General features: G+C 37.2%; 10 protein-coding genes. 3 read left to right on the top strand and 7 right to left on the bottom strand.

The genetic code is table 11. The features are described 5' to 3' along the window. The first annotated feature begins 299 nt into the window (after window positions 1-299). Window positions 300-2,279 carry an excinuclease ABC subunit UvrC gene (uvrC, locus tag ACFINL_RS02180; RefSeq protein ID WP_375638105.1) on the top strand — a complete coding sequence of 660 codons (1,980 nt, stop codon included), beginning with the start codon at window positions 300-302 and terminating at the stop codon, window positions 2,277-2,279. A gap of 72 nt (window positions 2,280-2,351) precedes the next feature. Beyond that, window positions 2,352-2,933 carry a CDP-diacylglycerol--glycerol-3-phosphate 3-phosphatidyltransferase gene (pgsA, locus tag ACFINL_RS02175; RefSeq protein WP_273723320.1) on the top strand — a complete coding sequence of 194 codons (582 nt, stop codon included), beginning with the start codon at window positions 2,352-2,354 and terminating at the stop codon, window positions 2,931-2,933. 329 nt (window positions 2,934-3,262) lie between these two features. Here the strand turns inward: pgsA and ndk are convergent, their stop codons facing one another. The 4 genes from ndk to bafA (ACFINL_RS02155) all read right to left on the bottom strand — a co-directional run bounded on the left by ndk (window position 3,263) and on the right by bafA (ACFINL_RS02155) (window position 15,822). Further along, window positions 3,263-3,685 (bottom strand): nucleoside-diphosphate kinase, encoded by a 423-nt coding sequence (gene ndk / locus ACFINL_RS02170; protein WP_375612918.1) that lies wholly within the window; start codon window positions 3,683-3,685, stop codon window positions 3,263-3,265. A gap of 267 nt (window positions 3,686-3,952) precedes the next feature. Further along, on the bottom strand, window positions 3,953-6,562 hold the full coding sequence (gene bafA / locus ACFINL_RS02165; RefSeq protein WP_375649584.1) for a BafA family autotransporter: 2,610 nt from the start codon (window positions 6,560-6,562) through the stop codon (window positions 3,953-3,955). Between the two features lie 830 nt (window positions 6,563-7,392). Continuing rightward, complete coding sequence (bafA, locus tag ACFINL_RS02160) at window positions 7,393-9,957, bottom strand: BafA family autotransporter (RefSeq protein WP_375649578.1); 2,565 nt, start codon at window positions 9,955-9,957, stop codon at window positions 7,393-7,395. A 360-nt stretch (window positions 9,958-10,317) separates the two neighbouring features. Then, entirely contained in the window at window positions 10,318-15,822 is a 5,505-nt protein-coding gene (bafA, locus tag ACFINL_RS02155) for a BafA family autotransporter (protein WP_375649572.1), read from the bottom strand. Window positions 15,823-16,394: 572 nt separating this feature from the next. On the opposite strand from bafA (ACFINL_RS02155), the gene ACFINL_RS02150 reads away from it, so the two are divergent. Further along, a complete protein-coding gene (locus ACFINL_RS02150; RefSeq protein WP_375611247.1) occupies window positions 16,395-17,684 on the top strand; it encodes an MFS transporter in 1,290 nt (429 codons plus the stop codon). Here ACFINL_RS02150 and ACFINL_RS02145 read toward each other — a convergent pair. From ACFINL_RS02145 to ACFINL_RS02135, 3 genes are read right to left on the bottom strand one after another with little or no spacing between them, the layout of a single operon-like run. Next, entirely contained in the window at window positions 17,681-17,947 is a 267-nt protein-coding gene (locus ACFINL_RS02145; protein ID WP_375611246.1) for a hypothetical protein, read from the bottom strand. The genes ACFINL_RS02150 and ACFINL_RS02145 overlap by 4 nt on opposite strands. Next, the gene (locus ACFINL_RS02140) at window positions 17,934-18,113 is read right to left on the bottom strand and encodes a hypothetical protein (RefSeq protein WP_375611245.1); all 180 of its coding nucleotides are present in this window, start codon (window positions 18,111-18,113) and stop codon (window positions 17,934-17,936) included. The genes ACFINL_RS02145 and ACFINL_RS02140 overlap by 14 nt, the downstream gene beginning before the upstream one ends. Next, complete coding sequence (locus ACFINL_RS02135) at window positions 18,113-18,559, bottom strand: DNA polymerase III subunit chi (protein WP_375649565.1); 447 nt, start codon at window positions 18,557-18,559, stop codon at window positions 18,113-18,115. Before ACFINL_RS02135 ends, ACFINL_RS02140 begins: the two co-directional genes overlap by 1 nt. Between the last annotated feature and the right edge of the window lie 84 nt (window positions 18,560-18,643).

Raw genomic sequence — 18,643 nt, 5'->3', positions numbered from 1 at the left:
ATAATGGTAAGCTAATAACGATCAGCGTGAATTAATTTTTTTCCTTTTAGAAAGTCTATCCTCTTAATCATCATGGATTTCTTATTTCAATCATTTTAATGGATAAATTGGGCAAATTCATAAAGCTGTCTTAGAATAACAACTCTCATATTTTTTATGAAAGATCGGCTCTCTAAAATCATACTCTTATGTTATAAGATATTATTTATAGAAAAAAATTATAAAGACATAAATAATCATTATTTAATAAAAAAGAATATTTCATATATTAAACAAACAACATATTCGTAACAAACGGAATGGTCCTGAAAAATAATACAAATTGTCCGCAAAATGAACGGGAAAAACTTTCTTTTCTCTCTAATGTTACATGGCATAATGCCAATCAAAGCAATGAGAAAAATCAGTTCCAAGGTATCAAATTCATACAAGAGTTTGTTAGACACCTTCCGCATAAGCCAGGGGTTTACCGGATGATTGGTGAAAATGGTGATATTCTTTATGTTGGCAAAGCCCGTAATCTCAAAAAACGTGTTTCAAACTATACACGTGAACAAGGACACAATAATCGTATTACCCGCATGATTCGTGCAACATATCATATGGAATTTATCGTCACCCATACAGAAACAGAAGCACTCCTTTTAGAAGCCAATCTCATCAAAAGATTGCATCCACATTTTAATGTACTCCTGCGTGATGATAAAAGTTTCCCTTATATTATGATTACAGATGATCATCGAGTGCCTGCACTTTACAAACATCGTGGTGCTCGAACACGAAAAGCTCACTATTTTGGTCCTTTTGCTTCTGCTGGTGCAGTGACACAAACAGTTCATGTTTTACAACGCGCCTTTTTATTACGAACCTGTACTGATTCAGTTTTTGAAAACCGTACACGCCCCTGTTTGCTTTATCAAATTAAGCGATGTTCTGCACCTTGTACTCATGAAATTAGTGACAGTGATTATAAAGAACTGGTGAAAGGAGCAAAAGCGTTCCTTTCGGGAAAAGATCAATCTATTAAAAGCGATATGGTTCAAGCTATGCATAAAGCCGCAGAAAATCTTGATTTTGAACAAGCAGCTTCCTATCGTGACCGCTTATCAGCCCTTTCTCACATACAAAGCCATCAAGGTATTAATCCTCAAACGATAAAAGAAGCGGATGTATTTGCAATTGCGCAAAAAGAAGGAATGACCTGTATTCAAGTGTTCTTTTTTCGCATGGGGCAAAATTGGGGAAACCGTGCCTATTTTCCTAAAGCAGATCCCTCTTTTTCCCGCACTGAAATTTTAGCGAGTTTTCTTGCCCAATTTTACGATGATAAACCACTTCCCAAAAGCATCCTTTTATCTGAAGAAATTGAAGAAAAGGCACTTCTTACAGAAGCATTTAGTCTCAAAGCAAACCACAAAGTATCCCTCTCTTTACCTAAACAAGGTGAACGGAAAACTCTTGTTAATCGTGCCTATCTCAATGCTCATGAAGCACTTGAACATAAGCTTTCTGAAACAGCCACCCATACAAAATTGCTTCAAGGTCTTGCTAAAACATTCCAACTACCTTTTCCTCCACACCGGATAGAAGTCTATGACAATTCTCATATCATGGGAACAAATGCTGTAGGGGCTATGATTGTTGCTGGTCAAATGGGATTTATTAAAAATCAATATCGAAAATTCAACATTCGCTCAACAGATATCACGCCTGGCGATGATTTTGGCATGATGAAAGAAGTGATTAAACGAAGATTTTCACGCCTTATCAAAGAGCATGATCTGCCAAATAGAAGTCATAACATAAAAGATGATGATCTTTTTCCCATTTGGCCTGACCTTATCTTAATCGATGGTGGTGAAGGACAAATCAACAGCGTACATGCAATACTTGCTGAATTACAATTAAATGATCTCTTCACAGTTGTTGGAATCGCCAAAGGTGTTGACCGTCATGCGGGACGTGAACGATTTTTTATAAAAGGTATTCCCCCCTTTACACTTCCTCCACGTGATCCTATCCTCTATTTTTTGCAACGTCTGCGTGATGAAGCACACCGTTTTGCGATTGGAACTCATAGGATAAAACGAAAAAAAGCAACATTCAAAAACCCACTTGATGAAATCGAAAATATCGGTCCGACAAGAAAGCGTGCATTGCTTCATCATTTTGGAAGTGCCAAAGCTGTTGCTAGTGCCTCATTTGAAGATTTAAAAAAAGTTACGGGAATCTCTATGACAATTGCACAAAAAATTTATAACCATTTTCATGAAAAATAGGCTTGTTTCATAACCTTCGCCTTGTTACGTTTAGGAAATATATTCTCTTTCACAAGAATTAAAAATGGCTCCATGAAAAATCATACTTTTTCTTTTCCAAATATTTTAACTTATGCACGAATTGTTGCAGTCCCAATGGTTGTTGCATGCTTTTTTTTAGAAGGGCGACTACAATCAAGTGATATCACTCGCTGGATTGCTGTTTCTATTTTTATCGTTGCATCCATTACTGACTTTCTTGACGGTTACCTTGCTCGTATTTGGGAACAAACATCCAATATTGGTCGCATGTTAGATCCAATCGCCGATAAACTTCTCGTCTCTGCTTGTTTGCTCTTGCTTGCCGCAGACAGTACCATCGCTGGGTGGACTCTATGGGCAGCTATTATCATTCTTTGCAGAGAAATTCTTGTATCAGGATTACGTGAATATTTGGCGGAGTTAAAAGTTAGTGTTCCTGTCTCTCGTCTTGCAAAATGGAAAACTTTTGTACAGATGATCGCTATTGTATTTCTTTTAGCTGGACCAGCCGGTAATAAAATTTTCCCTTACACAGTAGAGTTTGGCATTACTATGCTGTGGATTTCTGCCCTCCTTACATTGTGGACAGGGTGGGATTATTTTCGTGCAGGTTTAAAACACGTTATCCTATGAATAGTATGGAATTTTATAATGATGATTTATCTTTTTGTACTTAAATAAGAGATGAGAATAGCATAAGATTGATTTATTTTTATTAATGATAGATCAATAAAATGCTTTTTTGCACATTACAAATAAGGGAGACGTGTAGATAAAAGCTATTCAAAAAAGAGTAAATAGCCTTTATATTTTCGTAAAAGCAGCTGCAATATTAAAAGCTAAAAAAACGATTAATGCTCCATATGCTTTCAAAAAAATCTATAATCTCATAAGCAAAAAACCGAAATATAGTGTTTCGGATTTTTGCTTCTTATATACGCTTTATTATTATAAACGCTTTATTAACCAACAATTTCTACCTCAGGAAACCAAAAGGCGATTTCTGTTTTTGCCGTTTCAGCACTATCGGATCCATGGACAGAATTTTCGCCAATCGATAAAGCATGAACCTTACGAATTGTCCCTTCTTCTGCATCACTAGGATTCGTAGCCCCCATTACTTCACGGTTTTTAGCTATTGCATTTTCACCTTCCAAAACTTGTACAACGGTTGGACCAGAAGACATGAATTCAACCAATTCACTAAAAAAAGGACGTTCTTTATGAACAGCATAAAATTTTTCAGCCTCACGTTTGCTCATCCAGACACGTTTAGACGCAATAACACGTAGCTCCGCATCCTCAAGCATTTTAGTAATTGCGCCAGTCAAATTACGACGGGTTGCGTCTGGTTTAATCATCGAAAAAGTACGCTCTAAAGCCATTTAACCACCTTTATTTCATTTATAATATTCTCTAGCCATTTCTATAGCGAGCAAGGAGCCCTTTGCCAAGTGACTCTGCAAAAATCTATACAAATTCTCAAAAATATAGAATGAATTATAAAGAAGACTTTAATAAAAACACCTGCAATTGCTCATCCCATCATAAAGATGCGCTACCGCTCCTTAGCAAATGTTGAACTTCTTTTATATTCCTCAACGCTTTCCATCAAAATTATCATTGAGATCAATTAAAAAATAACCATATCGTTAGAAACGATAGCGTACACCTAAAATACCCTGAAAGGACTGTTTTGTTTTACGCCCTTTAATATAATGGGCCTCACCATATAACTTTAACTTCTCACTCACTAAACTGCTTAAACCTAATCCTAACTTACCTGCATTGCCCGATAAGTCCGTGGTAAATAGATGACGTTGATTAATTAACGTTTGATTGTCATCTTTATTCTCACGCAACCATGCTGCTGTAATATACGCAAGCGATGAGGAATCCATGTGAAAACCAAATTCATATCCTAAAGATAAGCCAACCTCACTGCGTAATGAAGTAAATGGACGCATGTCACCTGTCATGCCATTCGATAATTTGATTTCTTTACCCTCAATACGCAACCATGTAAATTGTCCATAAGGCTGCAACCAACTGTTCTTTGACGTCTTAAGTCGATAACCAGCTTCAAAGGAAGTTCCCAATGCCCTTTGAGTATATGTTCCTTCAATCTCTAAACCATTCGTTGATACGGCTTTTAGAGTATTTTGATAATGATTGTATTTTAAAATACCATCGAGATACCATCCACTATGATCAAAATAAGTGACATAAGCACCAATACCATAAGTATTGATTCCACTGTTACCCCCCCGTGCATGCGCAACACGGGCACGATCATAACTGCTAAAACCACCTATATAAAACTCTCCATTTTCCCACTCGCTTAAACCATTGATCCCCAAAACGATACCGGTCTGATCCAGTTTAAAATCTATATGCTCTGTCGCAATGCTCTCTTTAGATTTAATCGCATAGGTCCATAAAGCTGCATTCTTTTTACTTTTATCTAGAATTCCTCTTCCCGCACGTACGGTTTGCATTTCATTGTGAAAAATCATCGCTGGAGCCACAGACATAGACAATACCGCATCTGTAGAGGGAGTGGTCAAAAAGTGAGAAACTGAAAGTTTCTCACTCAATTGTGGAAAAGGGTGTTCTTTATGAACTGGACGCAAAGTCATTTGATCGGCTAAAGATTGAGAAGAGGTTGAAACAGCAGTTTGTTGTTTTTCATCAGAAAAAGGATGAAGACCTGATAGAGGAAACGCTACAAGAGTCTGATTTTCTTGAGAGGGAGATACAGAAACACTAGAGACATTCTGTGCCCCTCTTAAATGACGTGGAGGACGTTGCTTGGGCATCTCTTTTTTAGTAGGTGAACGAAGACTGGTGTTTTTCTCTCCAGAAGAGGCGGCTTGATCAGACTGTGTACCACTCCTTGCAGATAATGGAAGAGGAGTCTTCGCTTTCTTATTCACACACTGTACCTCAGTATCCGAACGTCCCATATCTTCAGAAGCTCTAGATAAATACCAAATTGTAGAATGACCACTAGAATCAGCACATCTTTCTCTCTTCAGCAAGCGATACTGATAGGTTCCACCATCAACAGCTGTAATGTCCGTCCCCGAAAGGTCTGCCAGAGTAAAATTAGCACCTCCCTCTTGGCTTTTATCGGTAATTAAATTGACTCCGCTAACTAAACCATTCCTTTGTAGGAGAGAATCTGTAATTTCCCGACCAGAATCTGTAACACTTACTTTGTGGTTACCGGCACCATTATCGATCAACAAATAATCGCTATTATAATCTCCCATAGCATTTATATTAAAACGAAAATGTAAATCCCCTGAAAGTTTCTCAACATGAAGCGAAATATGTCGTGGATCATACGGAATAGAAGTAAAAGTAACAGTCCCTCCATTACCACCTAAATCTTTAATTTTAATCTGAGGTTTATGCTGGGTATCCCGTTCACCAATCTCAAATATTATTTCATCAGGTTTTATTATTTCATCAGTTTTTCTTTCTATAGGAATGCTTTTCTTGGTGATATGGTTTGTTGAATCACCTGCAAACAAATAAAGTTCTCCATGATGATTAACCCTTACTTCCCCAACGACTTCTTTTACACCAACATGTAGCCACGATTTGGCAAAATCCGTAATTGTTAAAGTATCTACAAATCCTATAGGATATACAACTTGAGTAGCTCGATCCTTCAAAGTAGTTTTCACCGATTCTCCTAACGCTAAGACATGCTGTCTCCCATTCCCAGAGACCTCAGCATACATTGATTTTCCCCCCTCTTTTCTTTGTCCTGCATAAAGATTTTGTTCTCCGTTATCTCCCACTTTCGTATACCAAGTCTCTGCCCCATCATACACATTCTGCTGCCCTATTGCTCCATCTCCACCAGTAACTGTGGAATTATATGCACTACTTCGTCTAACCACGAGTGTAAGATCAATATTTGGCTCTTCATGAATAAACTGCTGACCTCCCAAAATTTTGGCGCTCATTGCAATTCCTGCTCGTGTAACTATTTGCATCCCTCCTTTTTTAATAGTGGACCCCACGGAAGTTTTTCCATTCTCAACAAGCTCTACATCACCATATTCAATCGTAATATTATTTTTGAAAAAACTAGCAATCAGTTCTAAATTTTTTTCTTCCTCTTCTCTATTTCCCACATCTGTTGCTCTTGTTAGCACTCTATTCCTACTCTCAACTACACTTGCAGATTGCAAAAGACAACTACTGATCATCAATACTGAAAAACTTAATTTGTATTTATACCGCATTATCCACACTCCACTCTCAATTATTTAGAAAAATACCCCGCGACTACATAGATAGCTCATTTTAGATTGTATCATAATGTGTTTTATTTATGTCTAAATACAATTTTTTAGTGTATTTTTTTAATTTAAACAACTTAAAGTTGTTTATCTATAAACCACTAAAAAACTCTAACTTAAGGCAGAAAAATTGAATAAAATTCAAAATGTTCACTTAAGTTAAAGGAATAATTTGCATATCTGGAATTATAGATGAAAAAAATGCTCGTGCCCTTTAATGGGGCCCCCTCTTCACGTAAAACAAAACGCCATTGGGTTGTACATTCACTCACTTGTTTTAAAGAGACATCTCTCAATGCACTCAAGCCCATTTCGCAACGTCATCCATGAATGATATACCGGTAAAGCCATTGCCCCCCTATCTTTACGCTTATGAAGAAGCGGGCCGATATCATCATACACTTTGCCATCCCAATGTTGTGACAGCCCTTGACACTAGAGACGATTCATCAGAGACATTTTTACTTCTTTTTTGTATAGTTTTTATACACACCTTCATCCCGCTTGCGATGTGCCAAGCGAATAATTTTGATTGATTCAACATAAACAGATTTGGAATGAGAGAATCCTATGATTTTCGCGACTCTTATTCAACACGCATAGAAATGAATTATTATTATAAATTCAGTATGTTGCCTTTAAAAGAGAGAGTATAAAGACATTCCTACTATTTGAGAAAGTCCCTACACTCTCGAGAAGACATAGCCGAACGTTATCTGTTTAAGTTTGCAAAACAATTACATTTGTAAAGTTAATCAGCCATGCACACATATTTAGAAACTATAGCGTAATCCTAAAATACCTTGAAGAGCATTCTTAATCTTATGTCCTTTTAGATAATGTGCTTCCGCATAAAGTGTTAGTTTATCATTGACCGAACCGTTTAAACCAATTCCCAATTTACCCGCACTGCCTGATAAATCTGTAATAAATTTATACTGGTTATTAATTGTCGTATAATTATTATTTATATTCTCACGCAACCAAGCTGCCATAATGTAAGCTGTTAATGAAGTTTCTGAACTCACAAAAAATTCATGTCCTGCAGTCAATCCAACTTCACTGCGGAATGAAGTTAATGGGCTTAGATCACCTATCATTCCATTGGAAAGTTTTATTCTTTTACCTTCAACCTGCAAACCTGTTAGCTTGATATAAGGCTGCATCCAAGTATTCTGTGCCGGTTCAAAATAACAGCCAATCTCAAATGATCCACCTATCGCCCACTGATTGTAATGACTTTGAATGGCTAAACCATTCGTTGAGATGGCTTTCAAATCATCCTGGTAATAATTATATTTCAAAACACCATCCATATACCATCCACGATGATCAAAATAAGTTGCGTAAGTTCCAATGCTATAAGAGCTCAGATCACTATCACCACCTCGTGCATGAGAAATACGTACTTGATCATAACTCCCGAAACCACCAACATACAACTCTCCATGCCTTAATTCACTCAACTGATCAGCACCAAAGACTAAACCTGTCTGCCCAAGCTTAAAGTGTGTATGGCCTGTCGCAACACGTTCTCTGCTCTTAATCCCATAAGTCCATAGTTCGATATCCTTCTTATTTCTGTCCCAAATTTTTCTACCATTCCGTATAATTTGCAACTCATTATTAAAAATAAGCCCAGGAACTACGGACAACGTTAACACTGCATCTGTAGAGGGGGTTGTTGATGTTTCTCCAGGAAAAAAAGGATTTGTCGGATCTGGTATAGAAGGTTCTGGTCCACTGAGGCGGTCTGCCGATAAAAACCAAACTTTTCCATTTTCATCCTTTCTTTCTTTCAAATCATACATATAAGTTCCACCATCAATGGCGTTAATTTTTTCACCCTTAAGATCTGTCAGCGTAAAATGCGCTCCACCACTTTGATCCGTAATTAAATCACGCTTATTTGAAAAAGGATCCGTGATTTCAACTCCAGAATCAGCAACACTTATTGTATGTTTCCCAGCGCCTTTCTCAACCAAGAGATAATCACCACGGTTATGGGCAATCGTAGTATTGAACGCGAAATGTAAATTTCCTGAAAGATTATTCACATGAAGCTGAGAATAATATGGATCAGAACCTGTAAACGAAAAAATAATACTCCCTTCACCACTTAATTTTTGTATCAAAGAACTTTTTCCATCAAACTCATCAGTAATAGAGTATAGTTTTGTATCTTTTCCATTTAAAATAATATCTTCTACTGTGGTGCGTTGTTGATCATTCCCAGCATAAAGATGAATCTGCCCAGAATGGTTTACCTGTGTCTTGCCTTCTAATGTTGCTCCAGCATGCACCCATGATTTTGTTTGATCATTCATTGTTAGATTTTTTACAGATCCATCAGTATATATTTCCTGAATAGCACTCTCATTTAAAGTGACTCCAATAGCCTGACCGCCTTTTAAGATACGCTGTTTACCACCACCAAAAACTTCTGTGTCAAATGCAAAACCACCATTTTTTGCACTTTGAGACTTTTGTCCAACCTCTTGGACACCCCCTTGCATAACTTTTGTATTCCAAACTTTTCCGCCATCATATACTTTTTGTTGGCCTAGTGTTTCATCTTGACCATAAATGATAGTATGAGAAGCACTACTGCCTTTAATCTCTCCTCCAATATCCCCCTCGCCGAAAACAAGCTGCTCACCGCCATAAATTTTAGTCCCCTCTACTTTCCCTCCATTTCCAACACTTTGGTGCCCGCCTTCTTTAACAACAGCATTTTTCGAAAAACCTTGTTTTCCCTTTAAAGCCTGAACATTTTCAATTCCACCATGTTCAATTTTACTATTCTCACTGAGTCCTCCTGCATACACATAAAGCTCTGCACCATTCCTTACAGTGTTATTAATGGATCGCCCTGGACTATCAATCTCACCATCATTTGAAATGTATGCTTTACCTTCATTATCAAGGATATAATTTTCTAATATTGCCCCATCTTTAATGGAAATAAGTTCAGGCTTTTTAAGAAACGCAGTATTTTGTTCTTGTGCATTATATCCAGCATTGTCACGATGACTGCTGTCAAGCTCCTGTTGACTCGCAAACACTCTAGCACCCTTATCCATGATAAAATCGCTAGGCTTTTTCAAAAAGTCTAATTCATTGCGCGTTCTTATCATGACATCATGAGAGGCTCCAAGTATGCATCTGCCTGTTTTCATATCCTCATTGTATTGATCGTGAAATACCTTATCATTTTCATAACTTGAAGATTGACAAAAAAGTGCTGCTCTTCCCTCATTTGCAGCAGCAGCTTGCACAAAACAGCTGCTCAACATGAGTATCCAACAATGTCGTTTCCATTTATATTGTAGAGCCATATCCTCCCCCCTTCACGCCTGCATAGACACTGAACGTAATTAGCTCTACAAAACATATTTTCAACCTTAGATTGCAACAATCCTTCTTAAAAATCCTCCTTATTTCATAAAAAACCGTTCTTTACAGTTTTTTTAATACTTTTTTGATCAAGAATATAAGGGCGTTTTTATAGTGCTTCTTTAGCATTTCCTCAGAATTTTCTTATCAAAAAAAAGTAATGCATAATCAAGTATATAAGGGTATACAGTTTATCATGAACAACGAAGCTGCGTGCTCTGAAAAATTGTTCTCTGATGCTGCATTAAAAACTTAAAAAAACTAATCATACATTTAAAGATAACTAAAAAATAACCATATCGTTAGAAACTATAGCGTACACCTAAAATACCCTGAAAGGACTGTTTTGTTTTATGTCCTTTAACATAATGGGCCTCACCATATAACTTTAACTTCTCACTCACAAAACTGCTTAAACCTAATCCTAACTTACCTGCATTGCCCGATAAGTCCGTGGTAAATGGATGACGTTGATTAATTAACGTTTGATTGTCATCTTTATTCTCACGCAACCATGCTGCTGTAATATACGCAAGCGATGAGGAATCCATGTGAAAACCAAATTCATATCCTAAAGATAAGCCAACCTCACTGCGTAATGAAGTAAATGGACGCATGTCACCTGTCATGCCATTCGATAATTTGATTTCTTTACCCTCAATACGCAACCATGTAAATTGTCCATAAGGCTGCAACCAACTGTTCTTTGACGTCTTAAGTCGATAACCAGCTTCAAAGGAAGTTCCCAATGCCCTTTGAGTATATGTTCCTTCAATCTCTAAACCATTCGTTGATACGGCTTTTAGAGTATTTTGATAATGATTGTATTTTAAAATACCATCGAGATACCATCCACTATGATCAAAATAAGTGACATAAGCACCAATACCATAAGTATTGATTCCACTGTTACCCCCCCGTGCATGCGCAACACGGGCACGATCATAACTGCTAAAACCACCTATATAAAACTCTCCATTTTCCCACTCGCTTAAACCATTGATCCCCAAAACGATACCGGTCTGATCCAGTTTAAAATCTATATGCTCTGTCGCAATGCTCTCTTTAGATTTAATCGCATAAGTCCATAAAGCTGCATTCTTTTTACTTTTATCTAGAACTCCTCTTCCCGCACGTACGGTTTGCATTTCATTGTGAAAAACCATCACTGGAGCCACAGACATAGACAATACCGCATCTGTAGAGGGAGTGGTCAAAAAGTGAGAAACTGAAAGTTTCTCACTAAATTGTGGCAAAGGTTGTTCTTTATGAACTGGACGTAAAATCATTTGATCGGCTAAAGATTGAGAAGAGGTTGAAACAGCAGTTTGTTGTTTTTCATCAGAAAGAGGATGAGAACTTCCTGAACCTAAAACTTCAATAACGTGACTTCCAAGAGAGAAAACAGTTGGAGATACAGAAGCCTGAGATTTTTGCCTTAAGTTTTGGCAGTTCTCTCTTCGACGTGGCAATTTTATAACATGCGCTTGTGGTGCTGCAATCGTTGAAAGAGAAGAAACCGATTGATTTTGATTTAAATGCCGCACAGATCTGCTTCTACTACGTGGTAAACTGTTGAGAAATGAAACATTATCAATAAATACTGCAGATAAATACCAAACTTTTTCGCCCCCACCCTCATCAATTCTCTGTTTTAAACCATACGTATAGGTTCCGCCATCAATAGTTTTAACATTTGCACCAGAAAAGCTTCTCAGGGTAAAATGTGCTCCTCCACTTTGATCAAAAATTAAATCAAGTCCTGCTGAAGAAGGATCAACAATTTCAATACCAGAATCTACGACACTTATTGTATGAAAACCACTCCCATTCTCAATAAAGAGGTAATCACCTTTTCCTTCTGCAAGGCTAACATTAAGGTCAAAATGTAGACTCCCTGCTAGATTATCAATATAAAGCTGAGAGTAATATAAATCATCTTCAGAAGAAGTAAAAATGACTTTTCCTACACCGCTTAACTGCTGAATGCGTGTACTTTTATCGTCAAACCCACGAGCAACGGAGTATAATTGAGCGTCTTCTCCGTTTAATTCAATGTTTTCTACTATAGTTTGTTGACCATTATCTCCAGCATCAAGATGGAGCCCACCAAAATCCTGAACTTTTATTTCTCCTCCTAATATTGCACCAGGAGAAATCCATGAATTAGCATTACCTTCAATCGTTAGATTCTTTACAATTCCACCTGCATAGACTTCTTGAACACCACCAGTGCGTAAAATGACTGTATTTGCTTCACCTCCTGCTAAAACACGCTGCACACCCTCTGAAAAGATTTCAGCATTTACAGCTAAACCGCCGGCTTTTTCTGCAAAGTTATCATCATTAGGAAACCATTTAGCAAGAGTTTGTATTCCTCCACTCATCACTTTTGTTCCCACAGCCATCCCATCATCATATACATTCTGCTGTCCTGGCGTATCACCTTGACCATACAGTATCGTGTTATAAGCGCTGCTCCCCACAATTCCACCATTTACATAACCATCTCCGAAAACAAGCTGCTCCCCACCATAAATTTCAGCTCTCAATGCGGTTCCTCCTCCCTCCACTCTTTGTTTTCCATCCTCGTAAATAATCGTAAATTCTGAAATCCCTTGTTCCCCTACAATCTCAACACCACCATTTTCAATGGTTGTATTTTTACTGAAACCACCAGCTTCAACATAAAGTCTTCCTGATCCCTGAATTGTATTATTAATAGACTTCTTAAGAACACCTTGCTCTCCATCATCAGAGACATAAACTACGTTATTATCACCGAGCCAAGAGCTTTGTAGAATTCCTCCTCCTTCCCCAATGCTGTAATGAATTACATCAGAGATACTAAAATCTTTTGACGATGTCATATTTTCTTCTTTTTCAGGAAGCTTATCTATAGGCGACTCCACATGAGGTGAAGGAATTACAGGAGCAGAAGTTATTTGTGATGTAGCCAAAGACCAAGTCTTTCCCCCATTATCATCTTTTGTCTTTAAGCCATACATGTAAGCTCCACCATCAATCGTACTCGTCTCTTCACCAGAAAAATCTGTCAGAGTAAAATGCGCATTTCCGCTTTGAACATGAATTAAATCAAGCTCCAAAACTAAATTCTGATCTTGTAGAGGAGAATTGGTAATTTCAACACCAGAATCGATAACACTTATGGTGTGATTACCTGATCCTTGTTTTATCAGAAGATAATCACCGCGCTGTTCTGCAAAATTAGTATGCAACCTAAAATGTAAACTCCCTGAAAGATCATTGATCTCAAGTTTAGAGTAATGTGGATTAAACATGGTAGAAGTAAAAATAACACGACCATTCCCACTCAGATTCTCAATCAAAGAACTTTCACCATCTATATTAGAGGCAATCGCGTACAATTTTGTATCTCTGCCATTTAAGACAATTTTTTCTACTTCAGTACGAGATTGCTCTGCACCAGCATAAAGATAAATCCGTCCAGAATCATTAACCGTTGTCTTTCCTTCCAATGTTGCGCCACCATGTAACCATGATTGTGCTTGATCCTTAACGGTTAAATCTTTTACATAACCTCCTAAATCTATTGCCTGAAAAGCAGTCCCTTCTAAAAGAACGCCAATCGCGATTCCTCCCGCTAAAACATGTTGCTGTCCACCAGAAAAGACCTTCGTATCAAAGGCAAAACTGCTATACTCGTCTAGATCCTCTTCTCCATAAAGATTTTGTATCCCTCCTTCCATGATCTGTGTGTTAAAAACCTCTCCATCACCATACACATTCTGATATCCTCGCACTCCATTCTCACCAGAAACGATAGTGTCATAGGCGCTGCTCCTCACCGTCGCACCTTTAATATCAGACTTTCCTGAAACAAATTGCTCACCTCCGTAAATTTTAGCCCCTTCAGCTTTTCCCCCCTCTTTAACCTTTTGTTGCCCACCTTTATGAACAATAGTATCCTGTGAAAGACCCTGTGTTTTAATAAGCTCAGTGCCACCTCTTTGAATTGTCGTATACAAGCTAAAACCACCGCTATAAACGGAAAGCTTTCCACCATCTTTAACTGTATTACTAATTGAAGTTTCTCCATTGCTATCAACTTCCTTGCTACTCGTGTCAAAGCTAGGATCTGCAATAGAAATAGTTGTTCCTTGATCAATTGTGAGTTCTGTAAGTAAATCACTTGATGAACCAGTATATGGTTTCAATACACTATCAAAAACTTGAGAAGTTGTCTCATCAATGGTGTGGTTTGCATCTAAGTACCAAATTTTACCAGTACCCTTATTGTTTCTATGTTTCAAACTGTACCGATAGGTTCCGGCATCAACAGTTCCGATTTTTTCACCAAAAGTGTTTGTCAGAGTAAAATGGGCATTTCCGCTGCGATCAGTAATTAATTTAAGCTTTTTGTAAGAAGAATTTGTAATTTCACGCCCAGAATCAGCCACACTTATTGTGTGAGAACCAGAGCCCCTTTTTTTAATCACAAGATAATCACTAAGCTGCTTGGCAAAATTGACATTAAAATCGAAATGTAAAGAACCTGAAAGATCATCGATATTAAGCTGTGAATAATGCTTATTAGTCCCTAAAGACGTAAAAATAACTCTCCCATTTCCTTTTAAATTCTTAACATTAATCTCAGTTTTTTTGCCGTTATCTTCAGACGCAATAATGTATAGTTTGCTATCTTCTCCATTTAAATTAAGATTTTCTACTTCCGTAACAGCTTCACCATTTCCAGCATAGAGATAGAGGTTGCCAAAATCATTAACATTTGTATCCTTATCTAATATCGCACCGGCAAAAACCCATGATTGTGCTTGATGATTAATTGTTAGATTATCCACGTATCCAGAATCATATATCTTCTGAGTAGCTCTATCGTATAAAGTAACTTCGCTCGCATTCCCTCCTGCAAAGATATTCTGCATACCATTTTTAAAAAGTTCGGTACTCAGTGCAAAAGCCCCCTCATTAATTGTAAAATCTTCATCTTTTATATCGGCTGTATCAGCATCTTCTGAGAAACCGTTATGAAAATTCTCTTTACCATCAAGATTCTGGACACCACCTTTCATAATCTTTGTGTCAACAGCCATCCCCCCACTATAGACACTTTGTATTCCTAGCATTCCATCTGCAGCATGAATTTCAGTGCCATAAGCACTACTTGCCTTATCTTCACGCGACAAACCATCCCCAAGAAACCCCTTACCAAAAATAATCTGCTCACCGCCATGGATTTGAGCCCCTTCTGCATTTGCACCACTCTCAACAATTTGTTTTCCCCCTTTTTTAACAGCGGCATATTCCGAACTGCTCAAGTTTTGGACAAACTCAATCCCACCATGCTCAATTGTCGTATCCCTGCTAACACTTGCTGCATCAATGTAGAGTTTTCCCCCTTCTCTAACCGTATTATTAATGGAATAAGCTGCATCTTTATAGTTAAAGCTATTTATTTCAGAACCTTCAGAGTCACGGTTAGTAATATAGATCGTAGCACCATCGCTTATTATTGAATTTGGGAGTACTTCAAAGAATAGCTTTTCTAATCTCTTCCTTTCCTCTTCTGAAAGATCACTTCCTTCTACTGTCTGTTTATTCTCTATCTTTTTTGATCCCCCCTTTTTTTCTTTTAGTCCCCTCACTTCCGATAACAACTTTCTTGTCTCTTCTAGGTGTTCACTGATACTTACTGGTGTTAATAACTTTTCTCTTGGTGTAGCTACTCCATATGCACTCGCAATCTTGACAAAAAAACCACTGGCCATTACCGCACAAAAACTTAATTTCAATTTGCGTTGCATTATTTACACTCCATAATTTTAAATTTAAATTCTCCCATTTAGAAAAAAGTGCATAGATCAAAACAACACAACGTAATTGCTCAACCTCATGTCTTTTAAGATAGCAAAGCATTCGATGGATTAAGCTCTGACAGATCAAATATACACCATGTGTTTTAAAATGCATGCACAACTAAAAGATTTAATTTGTTTTAGATACACTTTAAAAGTGTTATAATTGCATCCATGAAAAATATTTTTAATATTTTGAGACACTAAACACTGATCTACGAATAAGATTGATTCCTTAATAGATAAAAATGGCATTAAACTTTAAAGGAAACAGCAATGTGAATGAGAGCTGCGTTTATGGCCACCTATTGCCATCTTCTACAGCATTTAAAACAGTGTCTTTATTTTATTCAATATGGATAATATATAGACCACTTATTCATACTCATCAGTCCATAATCATTGTTCTAATATATAACGAAGTGTCATAATATTGACTCGACACCGATTTGAAATTTCTATAGTTATAGTCAGTTAACTCGTCATTTGATTTGTCATATACTAAAAGGGACATTCTATTCATGTCTATAAACTCAGAAATGAAAGCTACAAGCAACAGAAACTCCCCTCGTCGGATTTTATTTGCAAGCCTTATTGGCCCAACAATTGAATTCTTTGATTTTTATGTCTTTGGCACTGCCGCAGCTCTTATATTTCCTCATGTGTTTTTTCCAACACAAAATGATCAAATTGCTATTTTACAATCTTTCCTAATATTTGGAGCAGCCTTTTTTGCCCGCCCTTTTGGATCAGTTGTTTTTGGACATTTTGGAGATAAGATTGGAAGAAAAGCAACACTTATCGCTTCTCTTCTCACAATGGGTCTTTCAACAGTCATTATTGGTTTTCTTCCTACTTATGAAATAGCTGGGTGGTTTGCCCCTTTCCTCTTAACCTTGTGCCGTATTGGACAGGGAATTGGATTAGGAGGAGAATGGGGAGGAGCTGTTTTGCTCGCTACAGAAAATGCCCCTCCAGAAAAGCGCGGCTGGTATGCAATGTTTCCCCAATTAGGCGTTTCAATAGGTTTGTTTTTATCTATTGCTGTTTATTTGGGTCTGCTGCATTTCCTTGATCGTGAAGAACTTTTAGCTTGGGGATGGCGTATTCCTTTTATTGCTTCAGTTGTTTTTATGATTATAGGATTATGGGTCCGTCTTTCAATCAATGAAACTGTTCAATTCAAAAAAACTCTTGAAAGTAAAAAACATGTCAAAGTTCCTATCATAGATGTCTTTTTAAAATGTCCACGAATCCTATTTCTTGGAATATTTTCTGGTATGGCAACTTTTGTTTTGTTTTACTTGGTTACTACATATTTGTTAAGCTATTCAACAAACCATTTGCAATTGCCATTTCATCAAGCTCTTCAAATCGAAATTGTCGGTGCTATTTTTTGTGGGATTTTTACTGTCATCACGGGAAGACTCGCTGACCGTATTAGACGTAGAACTTTGATGATTTGGATTACAATCATCACCGGTATTTATTCTTTCGCAATTCCTTATTTCTTAAATTCTGGAGTTATAGGAGTCCTTGCAATGTCTGTCATTGGCTTATCTCTCATGGGAATGATATACAGTCCTCTTGGTGCTGTTTTGGCTTCACCATACCCAACAGCAATTCGATATACCGGTTCTTCTATTACTTTCAATTTATCTGCTATTGTAGGAGCATCTCTCGCGCCTTATATTGCAGAATATCTGGTGCAACATTTCGATACATCTTATATCGGTTATTATTTGCTTCTTGCTTCTTTTATTTCACTGATTTGCTTCGTCGGATTTACAGATGATGAAATATCCAACTAAAATATAATAACGAAGAATAAAATAAGGACTGGCGGCAAAAATGCTGCCAGTTTCGTTTTTAAAGATAGGGGTTGAGGTATTTTCCACCACAATATTCCTGCAAACAAGGCACTCAAAAAGAAAAATAAAAAATCTGCAATATTGCTTATATAAGAAACAGCAAACATTTCTGATAAGATATGCGTTGTCCCCAACCATGAAACGCAAAAGAAGGCCAACATCACAGCCCATAAAACAAGCAAAATTCGATCAATAATTATCATTATGGCGTTTCGTTTTTTTAATTATAGTCCATATATTTAACATGCCTAAAAGAAAAATCACAATAAAAACCCAACGCCCTCCCCCTGAGCCTTCCGTAATAAAAAGTGCAGGATTTACTATTCCCAGTAATCCTATAAAAATCAGAACAATAGATACAAGACGCATTAAACCTGTTTTTCCCAGCGACAATCTTCAGTCTGTTGCCAATACGTTAAATTATGATTTTCCATTTTATATTTTTTCCACTGTGCACGAACGAGATTCAACTGCTCTTCACTTCTACCATCAAATATCACGACAAGCCGTTGATAAGCATCAATATCCGAACAAACAGCTCCCTCTATGAGAAAACGAATCTTTGAATCATTCGGATTTTCTTGTCCTGTCGTAAGAAATACAGGCTGAAAGTTTGGATATTGATCACACTCCGTTCCATGTCCAATAAATGATTCATCAGTATAAACCCATAAATGTATATCTATAGAATCGCGTTGTTCTTTACTCACACACTGTATTGTTACTTTACCAAAACGAGCCAATGCACGCTCCACAAGCGTCGGCAAAATACCCTTCAGCGTTGACTGCGTCAAATGATAGAATAAAATATCCAATCTCTTAAGCCTTCATCATTCTTTATAAAAAGCTAACATCTTTTTAAAAAAAATTCTATATCCCTAATACAAAGGAAACGGTTC

Source organism: Bartonella sp. AA78NXGY (assembly GCF_042197005.1).
In the GTDB taxonomy this organism is placed as follows: Bacteria; Pseudomonadota; Alphaproteobacteria; order Rhizobiales; family Rhizobiaceae; genus Bartonella.
The sequence above is the reverse complement of the archived record's forward strand: the minus strand, read 5'-3'. Positions and strand labels throughout refer to the sequence as shown.

What these genes read in the sequence shown, in the direction of transcription:
- uvrC (WP_375638105.1), top strand. Translation starts at nt 300, where the DNA reads ATGGTCCTGAAAAATAATACAAATTGTCCGCAAAATGAACGGGAAAAA.
- pgsA (WP_273723320.1), top strand. Translation starts at nt 2,352, where the DNA reads ATGAAAAATCATACTTTTTCTTTTCCAAATATTTTAACTTATGCACGA.
- ndk (WP_375612918.1), bottom strand. Translation starts at nt 3,685, where the DNA reads ATGGCTTTAGAGCGTACTTTTTCGATGATTAAACCAGACGCAACCCGT.
- bafA (WP_375649584.1), bottom strand. Translation starts at nt 6,562, where the DNA reads ATGCGGTATAAATACAAATTAAGTTTTTCAGTATTGATGATCAGTAGT.
- bafA (WP_375649578.1), bottom strand. Translation starts at nt 9,957, where the DNA reads ATGGCTCTACAATATAAATGGAAACGACATTGTTGGATACTCATGTTG.
- bafA (WP_375649572.1), bottom strand. Translation starts at nt 15,822, where the DNA reads ATGCAACGCAAATTGAAATTAAGTTTTTGTGCGGTAATGGCCAGTGGT.
- ACFINL_RS02150 (WP_375611247.1), top strand. Translation starts at nt 16,395, where the DNA reads ATGTCTATAAACTCAGAAATGAAAGCTACAAGCAACAGAAACTCCCCT.
- ACFINL_RS02145 (WP_375611246.1), bottom strand. Translation starts at nt 17,947, where the DNA reads ATGATAATTATTGATCGAATTTTGCTTGTTTTATGGGCTGTGATGTTG.
- ACFINL_RS02140 (WP_375611245.1), bottom strand. Translation starts at nt 18,113, where the DNA reads ATGCGTCTTGTATCTATTGTTCTGATTTTTATAGGATTACTGGGAATA.